This window comes from Dyella sp. C9, assembly GCF_003332825.1.
GTDB lineage: Bacteria > Pseudomonadota > Gammaproteobacteria > Xanthomonadales > Rhodanobacteraceae > Dyella.
This window is the reverse complement of sequence record NZ_QIRF01000014.1, coordinates 59,684-83,109: the sequence shown is the minus strand read 5'-3', so window position 1 is coordinate 83,109 and position 23,426 is coordinate 59,684. Positions and strand designations below refer to the sequence as shown.

The window sequence follows — 23,426 nt, the reverse complement described above, 5'->3', positions numbered from 1 at the left end:
CCGATTTCTGGAACAGGAAAGGCAACCGTGATTGAGCTGGTAGGTTTCGACGGCGATGACACGCTGTGGCACAGCGAGGGGTATTACCAGTCGGCGCATGGCGAGTTCGAGCGCATTCTTGGCGCGTACGTCGACCTGGCCAATGTGCACATCCATGACCGCCTGCTGGCCACCGAGCGGCGCAACATCAAGCTGTTCGGCTATGGCGCCAAGGGCATGACGCTGTCGATGCTGGAGTCGGCGATCGACATCACCGAGTCGCGCATCAGTGCCGCCGACCTGCATCGCATCATCGAGATCGGCAAGCAGGTGCTGACCCACCCGGTCGAGCTGCTCCCGGGTATTCGCGCCGCGGTCGAGGCGGTGGCGGCCCATCATCGCGTCGTGCTGATCACCAAGGGCGACCTGTTCCACCAGGAGCAGAAGGTCGCCAATAGCGGATTGACCGACCTGTTCCACCGCATCGAGATCGTCTCGGAAAAAGACGATCGCGCGTATCGCAATGTGCTGGACGAGTTCTCGCTGGCGCCGGAACGTTTCGCCATGGTCGGCAACTCGCTGCGCTCGGACATCGCGCCGGTGGTGCAGCTGGGTGGCTGGGGCGTGTACATGCCCTATCACGTGACCTGGGCGCACGAAACCGACACCGACTTCGTCGACCACAGCTCGCGCGTGGTCGAAGTGGACGGCCCCGGCGGCATCGCCGGCGCCCTCGCGGAGTTGCAGGCCCGTGCTGCAAGCTGAGGCCCCGCTTGCGCCCATGCAGCCGCCGGCCACGCTGGAGCATGACCGCGCACGCCTGCGCGAATTCATCGAGGCGCATCCGCGCCTGTTCGTGCTGACCGGCGCCGGTTGCAGCACCGACTCGGGCATCCCCGATTACCGCGACACCCGTGGCGACTGGAAACGGCCGCAGCCGGTGACCTACCAGGCCTTCATGGGCGAGACAGCCACCCGGCAACGTTACTGGGCACGCAGCCTGGTCGGCTGGCGACGCTTCGGCCGTGCGCGACCCAACGCCACGCATCACGCGCTGGCACGACTGGAGCAGCAGGGCCGCGTCACCACCTTGCTCACGCAGAACGTGGATGGCCTGCACCAGGCTGCCGGCCAGCAACGGGTGATCGATCTCCACGGCCGCCTCGACGAAGTACGTTGCATGTCCTGCGAGCAACGGCTGCCTCGCGATGCGTTCCAGCATGCCCTGGTGACCGGCAATCCCGCCTGGGCCGAACTGGATGCAGGCGACGCACCCGATGGCGATGCCGATCTCGAAGGGCGCGATTTCTCCAGCTTCGACGTTCCTGCCTGCCCCGCTTGCGGCGGCATCCTCAAACCCGACGTGGTGTTCTTCGGCGAAAACGTACCGCGCTCGCGCGTTGACGCCGCCATCACATCGCTGAACGCCGCGGACGCCATGCTGGTGGTCGGTTCCTCGCTGATGGTGTTCTCCGGCTACCGCTTTGCGGCCGCAGCCGCGCGCGACGGCAAGCCGATTGCCGCGGTGAACATGGGCCGCACCCGGGCCGACCCACTGCTTGCCCTCAAGATCGAACAATCCTGCGCCCAGGCCCTATCCTTCGTCATCTGAAGCACTGCGCCAGTACGCCGCTCGCGCAATATGACAATTTGATGCAAAGTAGACAGCCCGGTCGTCTGGAATCACTACATGAATGCCAGGCTGCAGCATCGCGTCACCCCATCGCGGGTTTCCCCGGCTCGCTCCAAGATCCGCAAGGAGTCGCCCAGCCAGTTCGACCATGTTCGACTGGCGCTGGACAACTACCTGGCCAAGGCTGCGGATGCACGCAAGCACCTGCTGGAACATCCCTACGACCCGAAGCTGCTGCACGCATGGCGCGTTGGCCTGCGACGCGTCACCGCGACACTGAAGGACGTCGCCGCGCTATCCGATGACGACCTCGATGACGTGCAGCGTTATCTGCGCGTCTGTCGCGAGGCCACCGGCTCCTGCCGCGACCTGGACATTCTGGCCCAGGAAACCCTGCCGGCCTTTCTCGAAGGCGAGCGCGCCGGCAAAGCGGCACCGCTGGCCGAGGCGGTGGCCGCGCAGCAGCTGGAGGCCCACCGCCTCGCTGTCATAGCACTGAAGAAGCACAGCCTTGCCGTCCCGCTGCAGTCCTGGCGCCATTGGGCACAGGTGCTGGAGCCGCCGGGCGACGCCAAGGTCCACCATGTCGCCGCGGCGGCGATCGAGCAGCGCTTTGCCGCGCTGAAGAAGCGCGCCTCTCGCCTGGATGGCAGCCAGAAGCGGCTGCACAAGTTGCGAAGCGCGACCAAGCGCCTGCGTTACACCATCGAGCTGTACCAGCACGCATTTCCCAAGCAGGGTCCGTCCGCGTGGCTGAAACGGCTGGCCGAATTGCAGGCCGACCTGGGGCTGGCCCACGACCGCATGATGGGGCGCAAGCTGATAACCGGGATGGTCGACGTCAACTCACCCAAGGGCGCACTCAAGCCCTTCAGGCGCTGGAGCAAGCAAACCGCCTACGACGCCACGCACAAGGCCACGCAGTCGCTGGCCAAGGTGCAGGAGTTACGCCCTTACTGGCGCAAGCACGCCCACTGAGGCCGTCAGCGCCGCGCGCGGAAAAAATCGCGCAGCATGGTCGATGACTCCTCCGCCAGCAGCCCACCCTCCACCGTCACGCGGTGGTTGTGCCGCTCTGACACTAGGGTATCGAACACACTGCCCGCCGCTCCTGTCTTGGGGTCGGTGGCCGCATAGACCACGCGACCGATGCGCGCATGCACCAGCGCCATCGCGCACATCGCGCAAGGCTCCAGCGTCACGTACAACGTGGCACCCGGCATGCGGTAGTTCGACAGCTTCTCGCCCGCCGCGCGCAAGGCCATGATCTCGGCATGGGCACTGGGATCATTGAGCGTGATGTTGCGGTTCCAGCCCAGTCCGATGATCTCGTCGCCCTGCACCAGCAGGGCGCCCACCGGCACTTCGTTCTCGGCATCACGGGCATGCGCGGCCAGCTGCAATGCACGACGCATGTAGCCTTCGTCTTCGGCGGAGAACGTCGTGGAAAGGGGGAGTTCGTCGGTCATCAGGAAGCAGGACAGGTGATGCGGCATGCCATTCTAGCGTCCATCCCACCATTCAACCGCGCAAGGCAGACACCGATAGCCTTGCCACGTGGCATTTCGCCCTCAGGTCATAGCACCAGACCCCGCGGAGGAACCCCAGTCCATGTCATCAAAACCTGCACCCACCGCCCTGATCGTCGGCGCCTCTCGCGGACTGGGCCTGGCCCTGGCCGCCGAATACCTCAAGCGCGGCTGGCAGGTCATCGCCACGGTACGCGGCAACAAGCCCGGCCCGCTGCAGCAGCTGGCATCCGACCCAGGCGGCCGGCTCGAGATCGAACAACTCGACATCAACTCGCCCGCTCAATTGCAGTCGCTGAAAAAACGGCTGGTCGACCGAAGCCTGGACCTGCTGTTCGTCAACGCCGGCGTGGCGATCGAGGCTGAGAAACCCATCGGCGAAGTGAGCACCGACGCTTTCGTCGAGACCATGGTGACCAATGCACTCAGCCCGATGCGTGTGATCGAGGTGTTGTCGCCACTGGTCGCGGTCGACGGCAGCATCGTGGCAATGTCCTCGGACCTCGGCAGCGTGGGCAACAACACCGACGGCGGCTGGGAGGCCTCCCGGGCCAGCAAGGCAGCCCTCAACACGCTGATGCGCAGCTTCGCTGCGCGCCACGCCGGCGACCCGCGCTCGCTGCTGCTGATCGCGCCGGGCTGGGTACGCACCGACATGGGCGGAGCCGAAGCAACCCTCACCGTCGAGGAGAGCATTCCGCGGGTGGTGGACGTCGTTGCAGCCCACGCCGGCCATCATGGCCTGCAGTTCCTCAACTACGTCGGCGAAACCGTGCCCTGGTAGCCCCGCTGTGGCGGGAAGCGGATGGCGTGAGGCTAAGCGTGCCCGTCTGCCGCCTTCGGTCGATCAGGCCGTCGAGCCCCCGGGCGCGCGCTCCTGCGCGCCTTCCATGCCGGCCAGCAGGAACGCGCGATCGACCAGGCGGGCCGCATCACCCGGATGCTGGACCGAGCCGACGAACAGCGCGCGCATGTAAAGCGGCGCCAGCACGACCTCGATGACCAGGGCAGCGCTGGGAACCACTTCGCCCCGGCTGCGCCCCGCCTCGAGCATGTGCTTGAGCTCGGCCAGGCGCCGCCCCACCGGCGTCTGCATGATGTCCTGCTCTTTCGCCGCGACCTGCGGAGTGATGCTCATCACCCGCATCAGGGACAGCGAGTGCGGGTCGCCGACGCTGCGCGCGATCGACGATGCCCAGGTGATGAGATTGTCCCGCACCGATCCGCCGGTCGGGATGGGTTCCTCACGGACAAGCCGCTCCACCGCGACATCGGCCAGCAGGCTTCGGATGTCGCCCCAGCGCCGGTACAGGCTGGTCTTGTTGACCGCCGCGCGCTCCGCCACCTCGAGCATGGACGGGATCTCGCCCTGCCGCTCGGCCAGCAAGGCCTCCACCGCGTCGAACACCGCGTCCTTGACCCGTGCACTGCGACCGCCGGGGCGCTTTTGTGAAAGCTCAGCCATGGCCCATTAAAGCAAATTTAGTTGCCTTTGGTCAAAAAGTATGCAAAAGTTACTAAAGTTGCCTTAGTGAGCACGCGACTCATGCCCAGGATCCCTCGGGCAGGCCCGCAAGCGAGACGACTGCCGCGGCCCGGCCACGGTCCGGCGATCACCTGCTGTCCTGACGGCACCGCTCACGCGCCACGACATGGACGCCCCTCACTCCCCGCTTCCCCGAGGTCATCGCCATGATTCACCCCGCCATTCCAGCCTCGTCCTCCAAACCCTCCACCCTCCTCTTCCCCGGCGACGAACAGTTCTGGTTCGAGACCGTTCGCATGTTCGGCGCCGATGAGTATGGCGGCGCCTCGTTCGGCGAGGTCTTGGCCGTCAGCACCCGCATCGCCGCGGGCGACTACGACGGCTGGTACGACGCCTGGAACGCCATGGCCGAGCGCATTGCCGCGGAGGCCGATGGGCAGATCGCCCGCAACCACCGCATCAGTGCGCGCGATAACTATCTTCGGGCCAGCAACTACTACCGCGCGTCGGAGTTCTTCCTGCATGCCACGCCGCAGGACCCGCGCGTCCGCCATGCCTACGAATGCTCGGCGGCCTGCTACCGGGCCGCGGCAGCGCTGCATGATCCCGAGATCAGGCCGGTGGAGATTCCCTATGAAGGCACCCGCTTGCCCGGCTACTTCCACACCGCCGGCGAGGGTGTGCGGCCGCTGCTGATCATGCATACCGGCTTCGACGGCTCCGCCGAGGAAATGCACTGGAGCGGCGCGCGGGCAGCCGTGGAACGCGGATACCATGCGCTGTGCTTCGACGGCCCCGGCCAGTTCGGCCCCTTGCACAGGGAGGGACTGGTGTTCCGGCCCGACTGGGAGAACGTCGTCACCCCGGTGGTTGATTTCGCACTGACGCTGCCGGGCGTCGACCCGTCCCGCATCGCCTTGCGTGGCGAAAGCCTTGGCGGCTATCTCGCGCCGCGTGCAGCGGCCTTCGAACATCGCCTTGCCGCGGTCATCGCCAACGACGGCCTCTACGACTACGGCGCACCCCACGTCGGCCGCTTGCCCGAAGCCGCGCGGGAGGCCTTGGTTGCCGGACAGAAGACGGGGCCGGTGCCGGCCATCGACCAGGCGATGGAAGCGGCCATGAAGACATCGCCGGTGATGCGCTGGGCAATGACCCACGGCATGTGGTGCTTCGGTGCCGCCACGCCCAGTGAGTACATGCGCAAGACGCTGGACTACACGCTGGCCGGCGGGATCGCCGAACAGATCCGTTGCCCGGTGCTCGTCTGCGACGCGGGAGACGACCTGTTCTTCAAGGGCCAGCCCCAGCAACTCTACGATCATCTCACCTGCAAGAAGGCACTGATGATCTTCACCGAAGCCGAGGGTGCGGGCTTCCATTGCGAAGTGGGCGCTGCCCGCCTGGCCAACGCCCGCATGTTCGACTGGCTGGATGAAACGCTGGGGATGTGAGCAGCCTCCCCGGCCTTGATGCCGGCGAGGCGTGGGTGACACTCCGGCGGAGTGTCACCACGGAAAGGGCGGCTACGCCGCCGTCACTCCCACTCGATGGTGGCCGGCGGCTTGCCACTGATGTCATAAACGACACGAGAAACACCGCGCAACTCATTGATAATACGATTGGAAACCTTGCCAAGGAAGTCGTACGGCAGGTGCGCCCAATGCGCCGTCATGAAGTCGATGGTTTCCACCGCACGCAGCGCGATCACCCACTCGTAGGCACGGGCGTCGCCTACCACGCCCACCGACTTCACCGGCAGGAACACCGCGAAGGCCTGGCTGGTCTTGTCGTACAGGTCCCAGGCGCGCAGCTCTTCGATGAAGATGGCGTCGGCGCGGGCCAGCAGCTCGGCGTATTCCGGCTTCACCTCGCCCAGGATGCGCACGCCCAGGCCCGGACCCGGGAACGGGTGGCGGTAGACCATCTCGCGCGGCAGGCCGAGTTCCACGCCGATGCGGCGCACCTCGTCCTTGAACAGCTCGCGCAGCGGCTCCACCAGCTTGAGCTTCATGTGCTCCGGCAGGCCGCCCACGTTGTGGTGGCTCTTGATCACGTGCGCCTTGCCGGTCTTGCTGCCGGCCGACTCGATCACGTCCGGGTAGATGGTGCCCTGCGCCAGCCACTTCACCTGCCCGTGGCCGGCGTTGGTGACCTTGGCCGATTCCTCGTCGAAGATCTCGACGAACAGGCGGCCGATGATCTTGCGCTTGGCCTCCGGGTCCGCCACGCCTTCCAGCGCGGTGAAGTAGCGCTCGGCGGCGTTGACGCGGATGACCTTCACGCCCATGTGCTCGGCCATGGTGGCCATCACCTGGTCGCCTTCCTGCCAGCGCAACAGGCCGGTGTCGACGAACACGCAGGTCAGCTGCTTGCCGATGGCACGATGCAGCAGCGCTGCCACCACCGAGGAATCCACGCCACCGGACAGGCCCAGCAGCACGTGGTCGTCACCGACCTGTTCGCGCACGCGGGCGATCTGGTCCTCGATGATGTGCGCGGCGGTCCACAGCGTCTGGCAGCCGCAGATTTCCGTGACGAAACGCTTGAGCAGGTGGGTGCCCTGCTTGGTGTGGGTCACCTCCGGGTGGAACTGCACGCCGTACCAGCGCTTGTCCTCGTTCTCCATCACCGCGACCGGGATGCGGTCGGTGGTGCCGGTGATGACGAAGCCCGGCGGCGCCTTGGCGACGTGGTCGCCATGACTCATCCACACGTCCAGGCGATGATGGCTGTCGTGGTCGCTCAGGCCAGCAAACAGGCGACTGGTCGACACGATGTCCACTTCCGCGTGGCCGAACTCACGCGCGTCGGCGGCTTCCGTTGCGCCACCGAGCTGCGCGGCCAGGGTCTGCATGCCGTAGCAGATGCCGAGGATCGGCAGGCCGGCGTCGAACACTTCCTGCGGCGCCTTGGGCGCACCCGGCAGCGTGGTCGACTCGGGGCCGCCGGACAGGATGATGCCCTTGGCGCCAAACGCGGCGATTTCCGCCGGATCATGATCCCAGGCCCAGATCTCGCAATACACGCCGATCTCGCGAACGCGGCGGGCGATCAGCTGGGTGTACTGCGCACCGAAGTCGAGGATGAGGATTTTGTCGCTATGGATATCGGTCATGGCGGCGAGTGTCAGAGTTCGAAAATGAGAAAGGTCGGAACGCCGTAACGCCCCGACCTGCGAATGCATTCATGACCGTCATCCCGGCGAAGGCCGGGATCCAGCGACTTTTCCCGCAGCGCAGTAGGCGCTGGATTCCAGCTTGACCAGCCCTTCGGCTGTTGAAGAGCTCCTCGCTGGAATGACGACTCAACATGGACATGATGCTGCGAGACGTGTGGGTCAGCGCTCGCAGCATGCTTGCTCCCGGTCTCAGGAATTCAGCCGATAGTTCGGCGCTTCCTTGGTGATCTGGATATCGTGCGGATGTGCTTCGGTCACGCCGGCGCTGGTCACCTTCACGAACTGCGCCTTCTGGCGCACGTCCTCGACCGTGGCCGCACCCAGATAGCCCATCGAGGCGCGCAGGCCGCCGATCAGCTGATGGATGATGTTGCGCAGCGGACCGCGGTACGGCACGCGACCTTCGATGCCTTCGGGCACCAGCTTGTCGGCGTCGGCTTCGTCCTGGAAGTAACGGTCCTTGGAACCGAGCGCCATCGCACCCAGCGAACCCATGCCACGGTAGCTCTTGTACGAACGACCCTGGAACAGCTCGACATCACCCGGCGACTCTTCCGTGCCGGCGAACATCGAGCCGAGCATCACGGTGGACGCACCAGCGGCCAGCGCCTTGGGGATATCGCCCGAATAGCGAATGCCGCCATCGGCGATCAGCGGAATCTCGTCCTTCAGCGCGGTGGCGACCAGGTCGATCGCGGTGATCTGCGGCACGCCCACGCCGGCGACGACGCGCGTGGTGCAGATGGAGCCCGGGCCCACGCCCACCTTCACCGCATCGACGCCGGCATCGAGCAGCGCGCGCGCCGCCTCACCGGTAACGATGTTGCCGGCAATCACCTGCACCTGCGGATAGCGCTTCTTCACCCACGCAGCGCGCTCGATCACGCCCTGCGAATGGCCGTGGGCGGTATCCACCACCAGCACGTCCACGCCGGCCTCGACCAGCGCTTCCACGCGCTGCTCGGTGTCGCCACCCACGCCGACGGCGGCACCGACGAGCAGGCGCTCGAGGCGGTCCTTGGCGGCGTTCGGGTTGTCGCGGGCTTTCTGGATGTCCTTGACGGTGATCAGGCCACGCAGCTGGTAGTCGTCGTTGACCACCAGCACCTTCTCGATGCGGTGCTTGTGCAGCAGCTGCAGCACGTCGTCATGACTGGCGCCTTCGCGCACGGTCACCAGCTTCTCCTGGCGCGTCATGATGTTGCGGACGGGGTCTTCGTGCTTGCGCTCGAAGCGCAGGTCGCGGCTGGTGACGATGCCGACCAGCTTCTCGCCTTCCACCACCGGCACGCCGGAGATGTTGTGCGCACGGGTCAGGCGAAGCACCTCGCCGATCGAGGTCTGCGGGCCGACCGTAATGGGGCTGCGGATCACGCCGGCCTCGAACTTCTTCACCAGGCGCACTTCGGCGGCCTGCTGTTCGGCGGTCATGTTCTTGTGGATGATGCCGATGCCGCCCTGCTGGGCCATGGTGATGGCGAGGCGGGCTTCGGTCACCGTGTCCATGGCGGCGGACACGATGGGGATGTTCAGGCGCAGGTTTCGGGTGAGCCGCGTGGAGGTGTCTACGTCACGTGGCAGGACGGCCGAATGGGCCGGAACGAGGTAAACGTCGTCGTAGGTGAGAGCCTCGGCGAGGATGCGCATGCGAAAAGTCCCGCTGCAAAGATGAAATTATACGCCGGATGGCCCTCGCCCGCCACACGGTGCATGAACGATCTGTTGCCACGGGCGCAACGACGGCACGCTCAGCCGTGCTGCAACAAGGCGCGCTCCTCGGCCGCCTCCAGCGTGTTTTCCAGCAGCGTGGCCACTGTCATCGGGCCCACGCCGCCCGGCACGGGCGTGATCCAGCTGGCGCGTTCGGCGGCGGCGGCGAAATCCACGTCGCCCACCAGGCGGCCGTCTTCGAGGCGATTGATGCCCACGTCGACCACCACCGCGCCTGGCTTGATCCACTCGCCCTTGACCAGACCCGGCTTGCCCACCGCCACGATGACGATGTCAGCCTGGCGCACGAAGTGCTCCAGGTCGCGGGTGAACTTGTGGCAGCAGGTGGTGGTGCAGCCGGCAATCAGCAGCTCCAGCGCCAGCGGACGGCCTACGTGGTTGGACACACCCACCACCACCGCATGCTGGCCGCGCACCGGGCGATCGGTATGCCCGAGCAGGGTCATCACGCCACGCGGCGTGCATGGACGCAGGCCAAAGCGACGCAGCGCGAGGCGGCCCACATTCACCGCCTGGAAGCCGTCCACGTCCTTGGCCGGATCGATGCGATCGACCAGGGCATCCTCGTCGATGTGATCGGGCAGCGGCGACTGCACCAGGATGCCGTGCACGGCCGGATCCGCATTGAGGCGATCGATCAGCGCGAACAGTTCGTCCTGCGTGGTGCTGCTTGGCAGGTCGAAATCGAAGGAACGGAAACCGACCTGGTGGCAGGCCTTGCGCTTGTTGCGCACATACACCGAGGAGGCGGCATCGTCGCCCACCAGCACCACCGCCAGGCCCGGCGCATCCAGGCCCTTGGCCTTGCGCTCGGCGACGCGGCGCCCGATCCGATCCATCAGTTCCTGTGCAATGCGCTTGCCGTCGAGGATGCGTGCGGTCATGGTCGGGGCTGCCTGCAAAGAGACGTATTATCCCGGCTCACCCTCATGCATACAAACAGGATCGCATGAACGCCCTCGCCCGCCCGACCGAGCCGCTCGAACTGGTGACGCCCGCCCTGCGACTGCGGCCCTGGCAGGCCGACGACGTGGACGCGCTGTGCGAGGCGGTGGGCGAATCGCTGGATACCGCGGGCCGCTGGCTGCCCCGGCTGCAGGCCGGCTACCGCCGCGAGGACGCCGCCAACCGCATCGCCCTCTGCCGGGAAGGCTGGGCACAGGGCGCGATGTACGCCTTCGGCGTCTTCGATGCGGCTGGACGACTCGTCGGCGACATCTGCCTCAACCGGCTGGACGGCGATCGCCGCAGCGCGAACCTCGGCTACTGGGTGCGCCAGAGCGAGCAGCGCAAAGGCATCGCCCTGGCCGCCACCAGGGCGGTGGCCGAATTTGCATTTGCCACCCTGGGACTGGTGCGCATCGAAATCGTGGTGGCCGTGGACAACCAGCCCAGCCGGCGCACTGCCGAACGGGCGGGCGCCTATTTCGACGGCATCTCACCCGACCGCATCGTGGATCGCGACCAGGCCAAGCCGGCCGCCGTCTATTCCCTGCTGCCACCCGATCCCGGCGGCCCGATCCCCGCCCCGGATCTGCACGACGGCACCTGGCGACTGCGCGCCTACCGCCCCGACGAGGCCGAGGCACTGCATGCGGCCCTGCACGAGTCGATGGACACCATCGGCCGTTGGCAGGGCTGGTGCTCACCGTCCTACGCACTGGACGATGCCCGCCAGTGGATCGCCCGCACGCGTCTCGCCTGGCGTGGCGTGGGCGACGAGTGCGCGCTGGCCATCGTGGACAACGCCGACCAACTGGTCGGTAGCATCGGCCTCAACCATTGGCAGTCGGACTACCGCATGGCCAACCTCGGCTACTGGGTGCGCCAGTCCCGCCAAGGCCAGGGTGCAGCCGCAGCCGCCGTGCGCCTGCTGGCCCGCCATGCGCTGCAGGTGCCGGAGCTGCAGCGGCTGGAAATCGTCGCCGCGGCAGACAACCTGCCCAGCCGGCGTGTAGCGGAGAAGGCCGGGGCCCGCCTCGAAAGCATCGCGCGCAACCGCCTCAGCCTTCGCGGCGAAGCACAAGATGCGGCCATCTATGCGCTGGTGACTGGCGACCTCGATTGAAGCCGCTCAGCCGGCGGCTGCGCAAAGCTGCTGGATGTCCTCGTAGCCGCGGAACTCGGCCTGCGCGCCACAGCCCGGACAGGCCGGATCGCGCGGAAGGCGCGTTTCGCGAAAACGCATGGCCAGTGCGTCGAAGCCAAGCAGTCGACCCACCAGCGGCTCGCCGATATCCAGCACCAGCTTCAGCGCCTCGGTGGCCTGCAGCAGGCCCACGATACCGGGCAGCACGCCAAGCACGCCGGCTTCGCTACAATTGGGCGCCTCGGCCGCCGAGGGCGGCTCGGGAAACAGGCAGCGGTAGCAGGGGGAGTCCGCGCGTCGCGGGTCGAACACGCTTACCTGCCCCGTGAAACGCTCCACCGCGCCATAGATCATGGGCAGGCGCAGGCGCTGCGAGGCCGCCGCCACCAGGTAGCGCGCCGGGAAATTGTCCGCACCATCGATCACCAGGTCGTGCCCGCCCAGCAGGCGCTCCACGTTGTCCGCCTGCAGACGCTCGTTGCGCACCTCCACCTGCACGCGCGGGTTGAGCGCAGCCAGTGCGATGCGCGCCGACTCGGCCTTGGACATGCCCACGCGTGCATCGGCGTGGATCACCTGGCGATGCAGGTTGGAGCGGTCCACCACGTCATCGTCGATCAGGGTCAATTGACCGACGCCGGCCGCCGCCAGATACAGCGCGGCCGGCGCCCCCAGGCCACCAGCGCCAAGCAGGGCGATGCGCGCCTGGCCCAGTCGCGCCTGCCCCGCCTCACCCACTTGGGGCAGGCGCAGCTGGCGGGAGTAACGCTCGGCCGCATCGGCATCCAGCGCCCCCAGCGCCACCGGCAAGCCCTCGGCCTTCCAGCGGTTGTAGCCACCGGCCACCGACGACACCCGACGGTAACCCAGCCGCTGCAGCGCCTCGGCGGCCAGCAACGAGCGCTGGCCACTGCCGCACAGGGTGACGATGTCGCGCTCGCGATCCGCCTCGATCTGTTCGATGCGCAGCTCCAGGAAACCGCGCGATAGACCAAGCGCGCCCGGCGGCGTGCCGCTGGCGCGCTCGCCGTCTTCGCGTACATCGATCAAGAGGGCGCCGGCGGCCTGCCGGGCCAGCGCCTCGGCCGGCGTAATCTCGGCAATGCTGGTGCGCAGTGAATCCAGCCAGGTTTCGCGATGGAGGCTTGTCATCGAACTAGCTTACGGCGGAGCGCCGACGGCGCCAAATCCATCCAACCGGCACGCCACCTGCAGCTGCAGGCGCGCACCCTGTGCGCAACCGTACGGCATGAGCGCCCGCGCAACCCGGTTGTCGCGTTCACGCGTTGTCATGACGGATTGAGCGCCTTCCACACCCCCGAGAGCGCGCGCAGGGTGCGCTCCCACAGGAGCCGCGAGGCACCTCAGCGCTTGCGCTTCTTCATCTCGCGGATCATGCGCTGGCGCTTGCGCTTCTGGCTGTCGGTCAGCACGTTCTTCTTGCCGGCGAACGGGTTCTCGCCATCGCGGAACTCGATGCGGATCGGCGTGCCTTCCAGGCGATAGCGCTTGCGGAAGAAGTTTTCCAGGTAGCGACGGTAGGCCGGCGCGATGTGCTTGGTGCGGCTACCGTGGATGACGATGGTAGGCGGATTGGTGCCGCCCGGATGCGCGAAGCGCAGCTTCGGCGCATGGCCACGCACCAGCGGCGGCTGGTAGCCCTCGTAGGCGCGCTCGAGCGTCTTGGTGAGCTCGGAGGAACCCAGTTCCCTGGTCGCCGCATGATGCGCGCGCACCACCGCCTTCATCAGTTCGCGCAGGCCCGAGCCATGCAGCGCCGAGATGAACACGGTCTTGGCCCACTCGACAAACTGCAGGCGGCGCTCGAGCGCACGCTGGCACTGTTCACGCTGATACGGATCCATGCCGTCCCACTTGTTGACGGCAATGACCAGCGCCCTGCCCTCGTCGACCGCGTGGCCGATCAGGGTGAGATCCTGATCCGCGAGGTTTTCGCGGGCATCGACCATCACCACCACCACCTGGGCGGCAGCCATGGACTGCAGCGTCTTGATGACGCTGAACTTCTCCACCGCCTCTTCCACGCGGGCCTTGCGGCGCACGCCGGCGGTGTCGATCAGGGTGTACTTGCGGCCATCACGTTCCAGCGACACCTTGATCGGGTCGCGCGTGGTGCCGGCCACATTGGAAACGATCAGGCGATCCTCGCCCAGCAGGCGATTGATCAGGGTGGACTTGCCCGCATTGGGGCGGCCGACGATGGCGACACGGATGCTGTCCTCGTCGCCCGGCTCGACTTCCTCGTGCGCGTCTTCCGGCAGCAGCTTGAGCGCCGCAGCGACCAGATCCTCGGTGCCGCGGTTGTGCGCGGCCGCCAGTGGCAGCGTGTTGGCGATGCCGAACGAGGCGAATTCCGCCATCGCGTTCTGCAGGTCGAGCCCGTCGGTCTTGTTGACCGCGGCAATAATCGGCTTGCCGCTGCGGCGCAGCTCGTCGAGGATGGTGCGGTCCTGCGGCAGCAGGCCATCGCGCGCGTCCACCACGAACACCAGCACGCTGGCTTCCTCGATGGCGAGGCGCACCTGCTGGGCGGTCAGGCCATCGAGGCCTTCCTCGTCGCCGGACAGGCCACCGGTATCCACCACCACGAAGGGGCGTGCGCCGGTGCGGCACACGCCATAGTGACGATCTCGCGTGACGCCCGGCATGTCGGCCACCAAGGCGTCACGGCTGCGCGTCAGTGCGTTGAAGAGGGTCGATTTACCGACATTGGGACGACCGACCAGGGCAACGACGGGCAGCATGAGTCAGACAACCTTGAGTGCGATCAGTGCGCGCCGAGACGGTAAGCGCCGATGCGGCCCTTCACGTCCTCGACGTACACCATGTCACCCACCACCAACGGCTGGGCGCGAATGGCCTTCTTCGACAGGCGCTCGCGAGCCGCCAGCGCACCGTCGCCGGTCTGCAGGAAATGCACGTAGCCCTCCAGGTCGCCCACGACGACGTAGTCACCCAGCACGGCCGGCGCGCTCAGCCAGCGGTACTTGAGCTGGTCGTTCTTCCACATGTCCGAGCCGGCGCTCTTGTCGAACGCCCACACCTGCGATTCGTCATTCACGCCATAGATGGCGTTGCTGCTGACGTCGAGCGAGGTGAAGGTGGAGAACGGACGACCCCACAGCGGGCGGCCGCTGGGGCCATCCACCGCCACCATGTTGCCGTGGTAGGCAGCGCTGTAGAGGGTGCTGCCGTCGAGCAGGATGGCGCCATCGGCGTCAGCCAGGCGATCGATCTCGGTGCGGCCTTCGCCGCTGGCCAGGGTCTGTTCCCACAGCTTTTCGCCGTTGTCCAGGCGCAGCGCCACCAGTTTGCCGGCGTCACTGCCGTAGAACACCACGCCGTTGGCCACCAGCAGCGGGCCGTTGCCGCGCAGGCTGAGCAGCGGCACGGTGTCCTGGTCATACACCCAGCGACGCTCGCCGGTGCTGCTGTCGAAGCCGTACAGGCGGCCGTCCTGGGTACGGGCGATCACCAGGTTGCCGGCAATGACCGGCGAGGAAATCACCTCGGAATTGACCACGGACTCCCAACGCGGACTGCCGTCCTTCGCGTTGACGCCGTAGATGTGGCCGTCCAGCGTACCCACCACCAGCAGATCACCCGAGACCATCGGGCCACCGGCGTACAGGGCATCGGCGCGCTTCTTGTCACCCCAGCCGAACCAGCCCTCGGTGCGCGAGCTCTTGGTCCACAGGGTCTTGCCGCTGGCAGCGTCGATCGCCGCCAGCTTGCCGTCGGTGCTGCAGGCGTAGAGCACGCCATCGGCGAAGGCCGGACGCAGGCGCACGCCGCTTTCGGCGGCACCATGGCCCACGCTCGTGCTCCAGACCTTGGCGACCTGGACGGTGGGCTTGAAATCCTTGGCCAGCGGCGTCGGCGGCTGGACGTTTTCCTTCTTGAACGAATGGCAGCCCGCCAGGACCACCAGCGAGGTCAACGCCACCAGCCAGACGCGCTTCATTGCGCCGCGCTTCATCACTTCAGGTTTCATGCACCCTGCTTTCCGGCCACGGCCAGATCATCGATTTTCATCTGCACGCTGTGAGGCGCGTTCTCACCCAGCGCCGCCTTGGCGGCCACATAAGCCTTGCGGGCGTCGTCCGGGCGTCCAAGCTTGACCAGCACGTCGCCGCGTAGTTCCTGCGCCACGCCTTCATAGCTCTTGGGCGGCATGCGATCCAGGGTGGCCAGCGCATCGGCCGCCTTGCCTTCGCCCAGCTGCACGCGCGCGATACGCAGCTGCGTCAGCGACTTGAGGCTGGCATCGGTAGCATGGCCCTCAGCCCAGTTGAGCGAATCCAGCGCCTTGTCGAGCTGCTTGGCCTGCACCTGGCGCTGCGCGCGATCGCTCACGGCGAACAACGCGTAGGGCGTATCGGCGTAGTCCTTCTGCAACTGCTCGGTCAGCGAGTCGGCATTGTCGTTCTTGCCTGCCGCCGCCGCGGCCTGCACCTGCTGGTACAGGTTGGCGGCATCGCCCTGATGACCAGCCTTGTGCTTGTTCCACTGCTGCCAGCCGAAGATGCCGACCAGGCCGATCGCGATACCGACGACGATGGACAGGCCGTTCTGCCGCAGCCACTGCTGTACGCGTTCGCTCTGTTCGTAATCGTCGTACGCTTCAAATGCCATGCAATCACCCTTGGGGAACCACACGCCAAAGACACCCGATTGCGGTGCCCGTCATGCGGAAAAAGAATCCAGCCCGAGCTGTCCGTTCACCGACGATCGGACAATGGGCAAGCATAACCGATTGTGCCGGACCGCACAGGTCCCTTGGGGGCACGCCGACCGCGAACGCCGGCCCGGCAGGCCGCACGCCACCCTTAGCCAACGCTCTTGCGATCCACGCGATGACCGGATCGGCAGCGGCCGTGCCGACTAGCTCAGCACGGCCCGGGCATCAAGCGCCCGTCGGCTCGGCCTTGCCGTCGTGCAGCTCCACGCGGAAGTGGGCCACGTTGGAACGACGGAAGCCGTCCAGCACCATCGGCTGACCATCGAGCATGACCTGTGCGCCGCTGGCGTTGCCGATGCGCACTTCCAGCGGCTGGTCACTGTGGTACGTCCTGGAGCTGCCAGCCGGCAGCAAACCGTATTCCAGGCGCGAGCCATCCTTGGTGGTAACTTCCACCCAACTGGCGCCCTGCAGGCTCAGCACGAGGCTGTGCGCACCACTGCCCACCGCACCGGTGGAAGCTGCAGGCGCCGCATGCGTGGCGTCGCCACCCAGGCTCGGAAACGGCGCCATCGACGCCATCAGTGGCTGCTGGTCCTGCGCAGGCTGGGCCGGAGCGGCCACAGGCGCCTGCGACGGCGCGGCCGGGGCGGCAGCAACAGCCGTGGCAGCACCGTCGCCAGCCGGACTCACCGAGGAGGCCGAGGCGACCATGGCAGCCGACGACGACGCGGCGGGAGCCGGTGCATCCACCTGGGCCACCGGTGCCGCATCGAGCGGGGCGAGATGACTGACGTCACGATCCAGCGTGCCACGCACGCCCAGCCAGATGGTGGGCACCACGATGGCCGCGGTCAGCACCACATAGGTGGCCGCGCGCGCGTAGTTCTCCAGGAGATAGCGCGAATGCGAAATGCCGCCGGTGGCCACCAGAGTCGGCTCGCTGGTCTTGATTCGCGACAACTCGGCTTTCACCTCGTCCTCGCTGACCGCCAGGTAGCGCGCGTACTTGGTGAGGTAGCCACCCAGGTAAACCTGGTAGTCGATGCCGCCGTACTCGTTGCTTTCCAACTGGCGCACGACCCGCACCGGCAGGCGCAATGCATGAGCGCAGCTCTCGACGTCCAGGCCGCGCGCCTCGCGCGCAGCACGCAAACGCCCGCCCAGGCTGCCAGCAATCGTTTCCAACGAGGAGTGTTCCGTATCCATGGTGGCGCCAGGTGTTTCGAAGGTTGGAAAGGCTCGGTTGCCGCTGTTGGCCGGATTTGACTGCTGGGATGTCATTGGCTTGCAGTTGCGTCGAGGGCGCGCGCCTGCTCCGAATCCGGGAACTGGCTTTGCAGTCGCCTACTGTAGTTGAGAGCAGCATCCCTGTTGCCCAACCGGGACTCAATGTCATGGCCTAGCTTGAGCGCCGGCGCAGTGGGCTGGCCCAGCGCATCGAAGCGCTGGATGAAGGCCCGTGCACGGAACGCATCATTCTGAAGATAAAGCACGTTGGCGAGCTGATACAACGCCTCGCCGTTCTGTGGGTCGATTTCGACCGCCTTGCGGAAGTCCACCTCGGCGCCGGCCAGGTCGCGCGTCCGGGTCAGGCAGATGCCCGCATTGGTCCAGGCCCGGGACGGCGACTGGTAGAACGGGTCGGCCACGGCCTTCTGGAAATACGGCATCGCCTCGGTCGTCTTGCCCTCCTTGCAGAGGAACGCGCCAAGATTGTTGTTGGTTTCGCCCTTGGTCGGGGCCAGTTCGGCAGCCTTGCGGTAATGCAGCTCGGCGTTCGGCGCATCGTTGATGCGCTCGTACAGCACCGCCATCACGGTGTGTGCCGGCACGTAATTCGGATCGAACTGCAGGGCCTTGTTGAGCTTGACCAGCGCATCCTGCAGGTCGCCGTTGGCCATGTACTGCTGGGCCAGCTGCGTATGGATCCGGGCGCCGTCTTCCTTCTGCTCGGCCTTGCTGGTGCGCGGAATCTTGGTCGATAGACCACCGGCATCCGTGGTGGTGGTGGTAACGCACCCGGCCATCGATATGGCTAGGCCTGCACTCAGCAGGATTCGATCAAGCCGCATGACTCGCCCCCTCGTCCAGACGCTTTCGAAACTCGGCCTGGCGACGGGTGCGATCCAATACCTGCCCCTTGAGCTGGCCACATGCCGCATCGATGTCGTCGCCTCGGGTACGGCGAAGCATGGTCAGCACGTTGGCATTGAGCAACTGGGTCTGGAAGGCGCGGATGGTCTCGGCGTCGGAGCGCTCGAAACGCGTGCCAGGAAATGGATTGAACGGAATCAGGTTGACCTTGCAGTTGGGCAGGCGGCGCATCAGCTTGATGAGCTGGCGGGCGTGCTCCGGCTGGTCATTGACACCCTTCATCAGGGTGTACTCGAAGGTGATCGACGTGCGGGGCTTGCGCTCCAGCCAACGCTGGCAGGCGCCCATCAGCTCGGCGATCGGGTAACGCTTGTTGAGCGGCACCAGCTCGGTGCGCAGCTCGTCGTTGGCGGCATGCAGCGACACGGCCAGCGACACGTCGATGGTTTCGGACAACTTGTCGATCATCGGCACCAGGCCGGCGGTCGACAGGGTGACGCGCTTGGACGCCAGGCCGAAGCCCAGGTCGTCGCGCATCAGGCTCATCGCCTTGGTCACGTTGTCGAAGTTCAGCAGCGGCTCGCCCATGCCCATCATCACCACGTTGGTGATGCGACGGTTCTGGTGCGTGATGTTGCCGAGGTATTTGGCCGCCACCCACATCTGGCCGATGATTTCGGACGTGGACAGGTTGCGGTTGAAGCCCTGCGTCGCGGTGGAGCAGAACTGGCAGTTGAGGCCGCAGCCGACCTGCGAGGACACGCACAGCGTGCCGCGGGTCGGCTCCGGGATGTACACCGCCTCGACGGCGTTACCGCCGTCCATGCCGAGCAGCCACTTGTGCGTGCCGTCGGCCGCCCCCTTGTCGAACAGGGTCTTCGGCGGAGCGATGTAGCAGGACGCCTCGAGCTTGGCCCGAAGCGCCTTGCCGACATCGGTCATGTTTTCGAAATTGTCTTCCAGGCGGTGGTAGATCCACTTCATCACCTGCTCGGCGCGATACGGCTTCTCGCCGAGCTGCGCAAAGAAATCCCGCAGGCCCTGCCGATCGAAATCGAGCAGGTTGACCTTGTCGGTGGTGATAGTGGGTGTGGCCTGGTCAGACATTTTTCTTACCGCGCGTGCACTTCAGTGGTCGCGAAGAAGTACGCGATTTCGACGGCGGCCGTTTCGGCGGCGTCGGAACCGTGCACGGCGTTCGCATCAATGGAATCGGCGAAGTCGGCGCGGATGGTGCCCGGCGCGGCGTCCTTCGGATTGGTGGCACCCATCAGCTCGCGATTCTTGAGGATGGCGTTGTCACCCTGCAGCACCTGGATCATCACCGGACCCGAGATCATGAACTCGACCAGCGCGTTGAAGAACGGGCGCTCCTTGTGCACCGCGTAGAAGCCTTCCGCTTCCTGGCGCGACAGCTGCGTCAGCTTGGCGGCCACGACCTTGAGGCCGGCCTTCTCGAAGCGCGCGTAGATTTCGCCGATCACGTTCTTGGCAACTGCGTCGGGTTTGATAATGGAAAGGGTGCGCTCCAGCGCCATGAGGGTCTGCTCCGGGAAAAACGGGTAACTGAATGGGCGGTCCGGTCTATGCCGGCAAGTTAAGCGAAATCCTGCCGAGTTTTGCGGATTTAGCTCACGAAAGTTTGACAGATTCTACCCCATAAGCAACCCGGATGCCGGGACATTCCAACGATCGTTTGACGGGCGCAAATCGACCCGCGTATGCTCAAACGATCGTTTGATTCCGAGCCGAGGCCCCGGTCTATGCCTGCTTCCAGTTCAGCCCAGCCGACCAAGGAACGGATCCTCGGCGCTGCCGAGGAACTGTTTGCCCGGCACGGCTTTGAGGGCGCATCCCTACGCCAGCTCACGGCCGCCGCCGGGGTCAACCTGGCTGCGGTGAATTACCACTTCGGTTCCAAGGACCGCCTCATCGAGGAGGTGTTCCGCCGCCGCCTGGACCAGCTGAACGGGCGCCGCATGGCCGCCCTGAAGGACATCGCCGGACAGCCGGGATCGACCATCGAGGACGTCCTGGCGGCCTTCATCGTGCCTGCACTGGAGCTTTCCCACGATGGCAACGGCTCTCTGTTCATGCGCGTGCTGGCCCGCGCCTTCGCCGAGCACGACGACACGCTCCGCAAGTTCCTGTCGGAAAACTACGGTCACGTGATGCGCCAGTTCACCGCCGAATTCGCCCGCCTGCTGCCCAACCTGAGCAAGGAGGAGCTGTATTGGCGGGTCGACCTGGTCACCGGCGCCCTGACCCACGCCATGTCGGGCTTCGGCATGATCCAGCGAAAAAGCGATGTCACGGAACACAAGCATCGTGAGCAGACCGCCCAGCACCTGATCCGCTTCGCCGCCGCCGGTCTCAAATCCCCCTAGACCCGGCACGCATACCCCTGGCCGGCAACGGCCGCCTGTTTCACCTTCCTGTGTCTTGCACTACGGAGAAACCAATGACCGCTCCATCCACACCCAAGGCAGCACTGCGCATCCGCAAGGCCGCGGTGCTCGGCGCCGGCGTCATGGGCGCGCAGATCGCCGCGCACCTGACCAACGCCGGCGTCGAAACCGTGCTGTTCGACCTGGCCGCCAAGGAAGGTCCCAAGAGTGGCATCGCCCTGAAGGCCATCGCCAACCTGCAGAAGCTGTCGCCGGCGCCGCTGGGCGAAAAGGGCCTGGGCGCTCTGATCATCCCGGCCAACTACGATGAAGACCTCGATCACCTCAAGGACGTGGACCTGGTGATCGAGGCCATCGCCGAACGGATGGACTGGAAGCTGGATCTCTACAAGAAGATCGCTTCGCACCTGTCGCCGACCGCGGTGATCGCTTCCAACACCTCGGGCCTGTCGATCAACAGCCTGGCCGAGGCGCTGCCGGAAGAAATGCGCCACCGCTTCAGCGGCGTGCACTTCTTCAATCCGCCGCGCTACATGCACCTGGTCGAGCTGATCCCGACCCGCCTCACCGACAAGAACGTGCTGGAAGGCCTCGAGGCGTTCCTGACGACCGCACTCGGCAAGGGCGTGGTGTACGCCAAGGACACCCCGAACTTCATCGGCAACCGCATCGGCGTGTTCTCGATGCTGGCCACCATGCACCACACCCAGCAGTTCGGCCTGGGCTTCGACGTGGTCGACGCGCTGACCGGCCCGGCCGTGGGCCGTCCCAAGAGCGCCACCTACCGCACTGCCGACGTGGTCGGCCTGGACACCATGGCGCACGTGATCAAGACCATGGCCGACACCCTGGCCGATGACCCGTGGCACCAGTACTTCAAGGCGCCGGTGTGGCTTTCGGCCCTGATCGAGAAGGGCGCACTGGGCCAGAAGACCGGCGCGGGCTTCTATCGCAAGGCCGGCAAGGACATCGTCGTGCTCGACGTTGCCAAGCAGGACTACCGCCCGTCTGAGCAGAAGGCGTCGGACGAGGTGTCCGCCATCCTCGCCATCAAGGACCCGGCCGAGAAGTTCGGCAAGCTGCGTGCGTCCAGCGATCCGCAGGCGCAATTCCTGTGGGCGACCTTCCGCGACCTGTTCCACTACACCGCCTACCACCTGGCCGACATCGCCGACACCGCGCGTGACGTCGACTTCGCCATCCGCTGGGGCTACGGCTGGAAGCTCGGCCCGTTCGAGACCTGGCAGGCTGCCGGCTGGCAGCAGGTGGCCGGCTGGATCGCCGATGACATCGCCGCCGGCAAGGCCATGAGCAGCGCCCCGCTGCCGGCCTGGGTCACCGATGGCCGCAACAGCGTGCACGGCAAGGAGGGCTCCTGGTCCGCCGCGTCCAGCAGCTACAAGCCGCGTTCGCAGCACCCGGTCTACCAGCGCCAGCTGTTCCCCGATCCGATCCTCGGCGAGAAGTTCGACCAGGGCACCACGGTCTGGGAGAACGACGGCGTGCGCCTGTGGACGCTGGGCGACGACGGCGTGGGCATCATCTCGTTCAAGACCAAGATGAACACGGTCAACGACCACGTGCTCGATGGCGTGCAGCAGGCGATCGACATCGCCGAGCAGCAGCTCAAGGCCGTGGTGATCTGGCAGACCGGCGAGCCGTTCTCGGCCGGCGCCGATCTCAAGGGTGCGCTGGGCCTGCTGCAGGCTGGCAAGTTCGACGACTTCGAGAAGATGGTCGCCAACTTCCAGGCGACCAGCATGCGCGTGAAGCACTCGCTGGTGCCGGTGGTGTCGGCGGTGCGTGGCCTCGCCCTGGGCGGCGGCTGCGAGTTCCAGATGCACTCGGCGCGCACCGTGGCCGCGCTGGAAAGCTACATCGGCCTGGTCGAGGCCGGCGTCGGCCTGCTGCCGGCCGGTGGCGGCCTGCACGAGCTGGCCATCCGCGCCGCCAAGGCCAACCCGGAAGATCCGTTTGAGGCACTGAAGAAGGTGTTCGAGACGGTCGCCATGGCCAAGGTCTCCGGCAGCGCGCTGGAAGCCAGGCAGCTGGGCCTGCTGCGCGACAGCGACGTGGTCGTGTTCAACGCCTACGAGCTGCTCTACGTGGCCAAGAAGGTCGCCCTCTCGCTGGCCGAAAGCGGCTGGCGTCCGCCGATGATGGCCCGCACCATCCCGGTGGCCGGCGATGTCGGCACCGCCACCTTCCAGGCCTCGCTGGCCAACCTCGCCGAGGGCTACTTCGCCTCGCCGCATGACGTGGCGATCGCCACGCGCATCGCGGACACGCTGTGCGGCGGCAAGATCGAGCGCGGTTCGCAGGTCGACGAGGAGTGGCTGCTCCAGCTCGAGCGCAAGCACTTCGTGGAGCTGGCCAAGACCGAGAAGACCCAGGCCCGCATCGCGCACACCATGACCACCGGCAAGCCGCTGCGTAACTGACGAGCCGCCAGGCTCGTCATCCCCGCGAAAGCGGGGATCCAGCGACTTAAAGGCCGCAAAGGCACTGGATTCCCGCTTTCGCGGGAATGACGAGCAAAAGGCGAAAATCGTTATGGCTCGTCACCGCGCATTCCGGTGACGATCAAAAAA

At 66.2% G+C, this 23,426-nt stretch carries 21 protein-coding genes; 8 read left to right on the top strand and 13 right to left on the bottom strand.

From position 1 onward, the window contains the following. Positions 1-27 precede the first annotated feature (27 nt). The 3 genes from DVU99_RS15155 to DVU99_RS15145 all read left to right on the top strand — a co-directional run bounded on the left by DVU99_RS15155 (position 28) and on the right by DVU99_RS15145 (position 2,590). The gene (locus DVU99_RS15155; RefSeq protein WP_114241069.1) at positions 28-744 is read left to right on the top strand and encodes an HAD family hydrolase; all 717 of its coding nucleotides are present in this window, start codon (positions 28-30) and stop codon (positions 742-744) included. 16 nt (positions 745-760) lie between these two features. Next, the gene (locus DVU99_RS15150) at positions 761-1,591 is read left to right on the top strand and encodes an NAD-dependent protein deacetylase (protein ID WP_114241068.1); all 831 of its coding nucleotides are present in this window, start codon (positions 761-763) and stop codon (positions 1,589-1,591) included. 78 nt (positions 1,592-1,669) lie between these two features. After that, on the top strand, positions 1,670-2,590 hold the full coding sequence (locus DVU99_RS15145) for a CHAD domain-containing protein (protein WP_114241067.1): 921 nt from the start codon (positions 1,670-1,672) through the stop codon (positions 2,588-2,590). A 5-nt stretch (positions 2,591-2,595) separates the two neighbouring features. On the opposite strand, the gene tadA is transcribed toward DVU99_RS15145, so the two are convergent. Beyond that, on the bottom strand, positions 2,596-3,081 hold the full coding sequence (tadA, locus tag DVU99_RS15140; RefSeq protein WP_114241096.1) for a tRNA adenosine(34) deaminase TadA: 486 nt from the start codon (positions 3,079-3,081) through the stop codon (positions 2,596-2,598). Between the two features lie 142 nt (positions 3,082-3,223). Here tadA and DVU99_RS15135 point away from each other — a divergent pair, with 142 nt between their 5' ends. Continuing rightward, positions 3,224-3,925 (top strand): SDR family NAD(P)-dependent oxidoreductase, encoded by a 702-nt coding sequence (locus DVU99_RS15135; protein ID WP_114241066.1) that lies wholly within the window; start codon positions 3,224-3,226, stop codon positions 3,923-3,925. 63 nt (positions 3,926-3,988) lie between these two features. Here the strand turns inward: DVU99_RS15135 and DVU99_RS15130 are convergent, their stop codons facing one another. Next, a complete protein-coding gene (locus DVU99_RS15130; protein ID WP_114241065.1) occupies positions 3,989-4,606 on the bottom strand; it encodes a TetR/AcrR family transcriptional regulator in 618 nt (205 codons plus the stop codon). A 227-nt stretch (positions 4,607-4,833) separates the two neighbouring features. On the opposite strand from DVU99_RS15130, the gene DVU99_RS15125 reads away from it, so the two are divergent. Continuing rightward, positions 4,834-6,081 carry a S9 family peptidase gene (locus DVU99_RS15125; RefSeq protein ID WP_114241064.1) on the top strand — a complete coding sequence of 416 codons (1,248 nt, stop codon included), beginning with the start codon at positions 4,834-4,836 and terminating at the stop codon, positions 6,079-6,081. Positions 6,082-6,164: 83 nt separating this feature from the next. Here the strand turns inward: DVU99_RS15125 and guaA are convergent, their stop codons facing one another. From guaA to folD, 3 genes are all read right to left on the bottom strand, one after another. Next, positions 6,165-7,745, bottom strand: a complete 1,581-nt coding sequence (guaA, locus tag DVU99_RS15120; protein ID WP_114241063.1) for a glutamine-hydrolyzing GMP synthase — start codon at positions 7,743-7,745, stop codon at positions 6,165-6,167. A 252-nt stretch (positions 7,746-7,997) separates the two neighbouring features. Continuing rightward, complete coding sequence (gene guaB / locus DVU99_RS15115; RefSeq protein ID WP_114241062.1) at positions 7,998-9,455, bottom strand: IMP dehydrogenase; 1,458 nt, start codon at positions 9,453-9,455, stop codon at positions 7,998-8,000. Positions 9,456-9,556: 101 nt separating this feature from the next. Then, positions 9,557-10,423, bottom strand: coding sequence for a bifunctional methylenetetrahydrofolate dehydrogenase/methenyltetrahydrofolate cyclohydrolase FolD (gene folD / locus DVU99_RS15110; RefSeq protein WP_114241061.1), 867 nt, complete (start codon positions 10,421-10,423; stop codon positions 9,557-9,559). A 65-nt stretch (positions 10,424-10,488) separates the two neighbouring features. Between folD and DVU99_RS15105 the strand changes: the two genes are divergently transcribed. Further along, on the top strand, positions 10,489-11,607 hold the full coding sequence (locus DVU99_RS15105; RefSeq protein WP_114241060.1) for a GNAT family N-acetyltransferase: 1,119 nt from the start codon (positions 10,489-10,491) through the stop codon (positions 11,605-11,607). 6 nt (positions 11,608-11,613) lie between these two features. Here DVU99_RS15105 and moeB read toward each other — a convergent pair whose 3' ends face one another. The 8 genes from moeB to ndk form a co-directional block, all read right to left on the bottom strand. Further along, a complete protein-coding gene (gene moeB / locus DVU99_RS15100) occupies positions 11,614-12,780 on the bottom strand; it encodes a molybdopterin-synthase adenylyltransferase MoeB (RefSeq protein WP_114241059.1) in 1,167 nt (388 codons plus the stop codon). Positions 12,781-12,992: 212 nt separating this feature from the next. Continuing rightward, on the bottom strand, positions 12,993-14,393 hold the full coding sequence (gene der, locus DVU99_RS15095) for a ribosome biogenesis GTPase Der (protein ID WP_114241058.1): 1,401 nt from the start codon (positions 14,391-14,393) through the stop codon (positions 12,993-12,995). A gap of 23 nt (positions 14,394-14,416) precedes the next feature. Continuing rightward, on the bottom strand, positions 14,417-15,643 hold the full coding sequence (gene bamB / locus DVU99_RS15090) for an outer membrane protein assembly factor BamB (protein WP_198670348.1): 1,227 nt from the start codon (positions 15,641-15,643) through the stop codon (positions 14,417-14,419). Next, a complete protein-coding gene (locus tag DVU99_RS15085; RefSeq protein WP_114241056.1) occupies positions 15,640-16,284 on the bottom strand; it encodes a tetratricopeptide repeat protein in 645 nt (214 codons plus the stop codon). Before DVU99_RS15085 ends, bamB begins: the two co-directional genes overlap by 4 nt. A 271-nt stretch (positions 16,285-16,555) precedes the next feature. Beyond that, a complete protein-coding gene (locus tag DVU99_RS15080; RefSeq protein WP_232823624.1) occupies positions 16,556-17,539 on the bottom strand; it encodes a helix-turn-helix domain-containing protein in 984 nt (327 codons plus the stop codon). Positions 17,540-17,610: 71 nt separating this feature from the next. Then, positions 17,611-18,405, bottom strand: coding sequence for a type IV pilus biogenesis/stability protein PilW (gene pilW, locus DVU99_RS15075; RefSeq protein WP_114241054.1), 795 nt, complete (start codon positions 18,403-18,405; stop codon positions 17,611-17,613). Then, positions 18,395-19,534: a 23S rRNA (adenine(2503)-C(2))-methyltransferase RlmN gene (gene rlmN, locus DVU99_RS15070; RefSeq protein ID WP_114241053.1), complete on the bottom strand. Its 1,140-nt coding sequence runs from the start codon at positions 19,532-19,534 to the stop codon at positions 18,395-18,397. Before rlmN ends, pilW begins: the two co-directional genes overlap by 11 nt. A 5-nt stretch (positions 19,535-19,539) precedes the next feature. After that, positions 19,540-19,965, bottom strand: a complete 426-nt coding sequence (gene ndk, locus DVU99_RS15065) for a nucleoside-diphosphate kinase (protein WP_114241052.1) — start codon at positions 19,963-19,965, stop codon at positions 19,540-19,542. Positions 19,966-20,148: 183 nt separating this feature from the next. Here ndk and DVU99_RS15060 point away from each other — a divergent pair, with 183 nt between their 5' ends. Both DVU99_RS15060 and DVU99_RS15055 read left to right on the top strand, forming a co-directional pair. Beyond that, the gene (locus tag DVU99_RS15060) at positions 20,149-20,814 is read left to right on the top strand and encodes a TetR/AcrR family transcriptional regulator (RefSeq protein ID WP_232823623.1); all 666 of its coding nucleotides are present in this window, start codon (positions 20,149-20,151) and stop codon (positions 20,812-20,814) included. Between the two features lie 74 nt (positions 20,815-20,888). Beyond that, the gene (locus DVU99_RS15055) at positions 20,889-23,276 is read left to right on the top strand and encodes a 3-hydroxyacyl-CoA dehydrogenase/enoyl-CoA hydratase family protein (RefSeq protein WP_114241050.1); all 2,388 of its coding nucleotides are present in this window, start codon (positions 20,889-20,891) and stop codon (positions 23,274-23,276) included. The last annotated feature ends 150 nt before the right edge of the window (positions 23,277-23,426 follow it).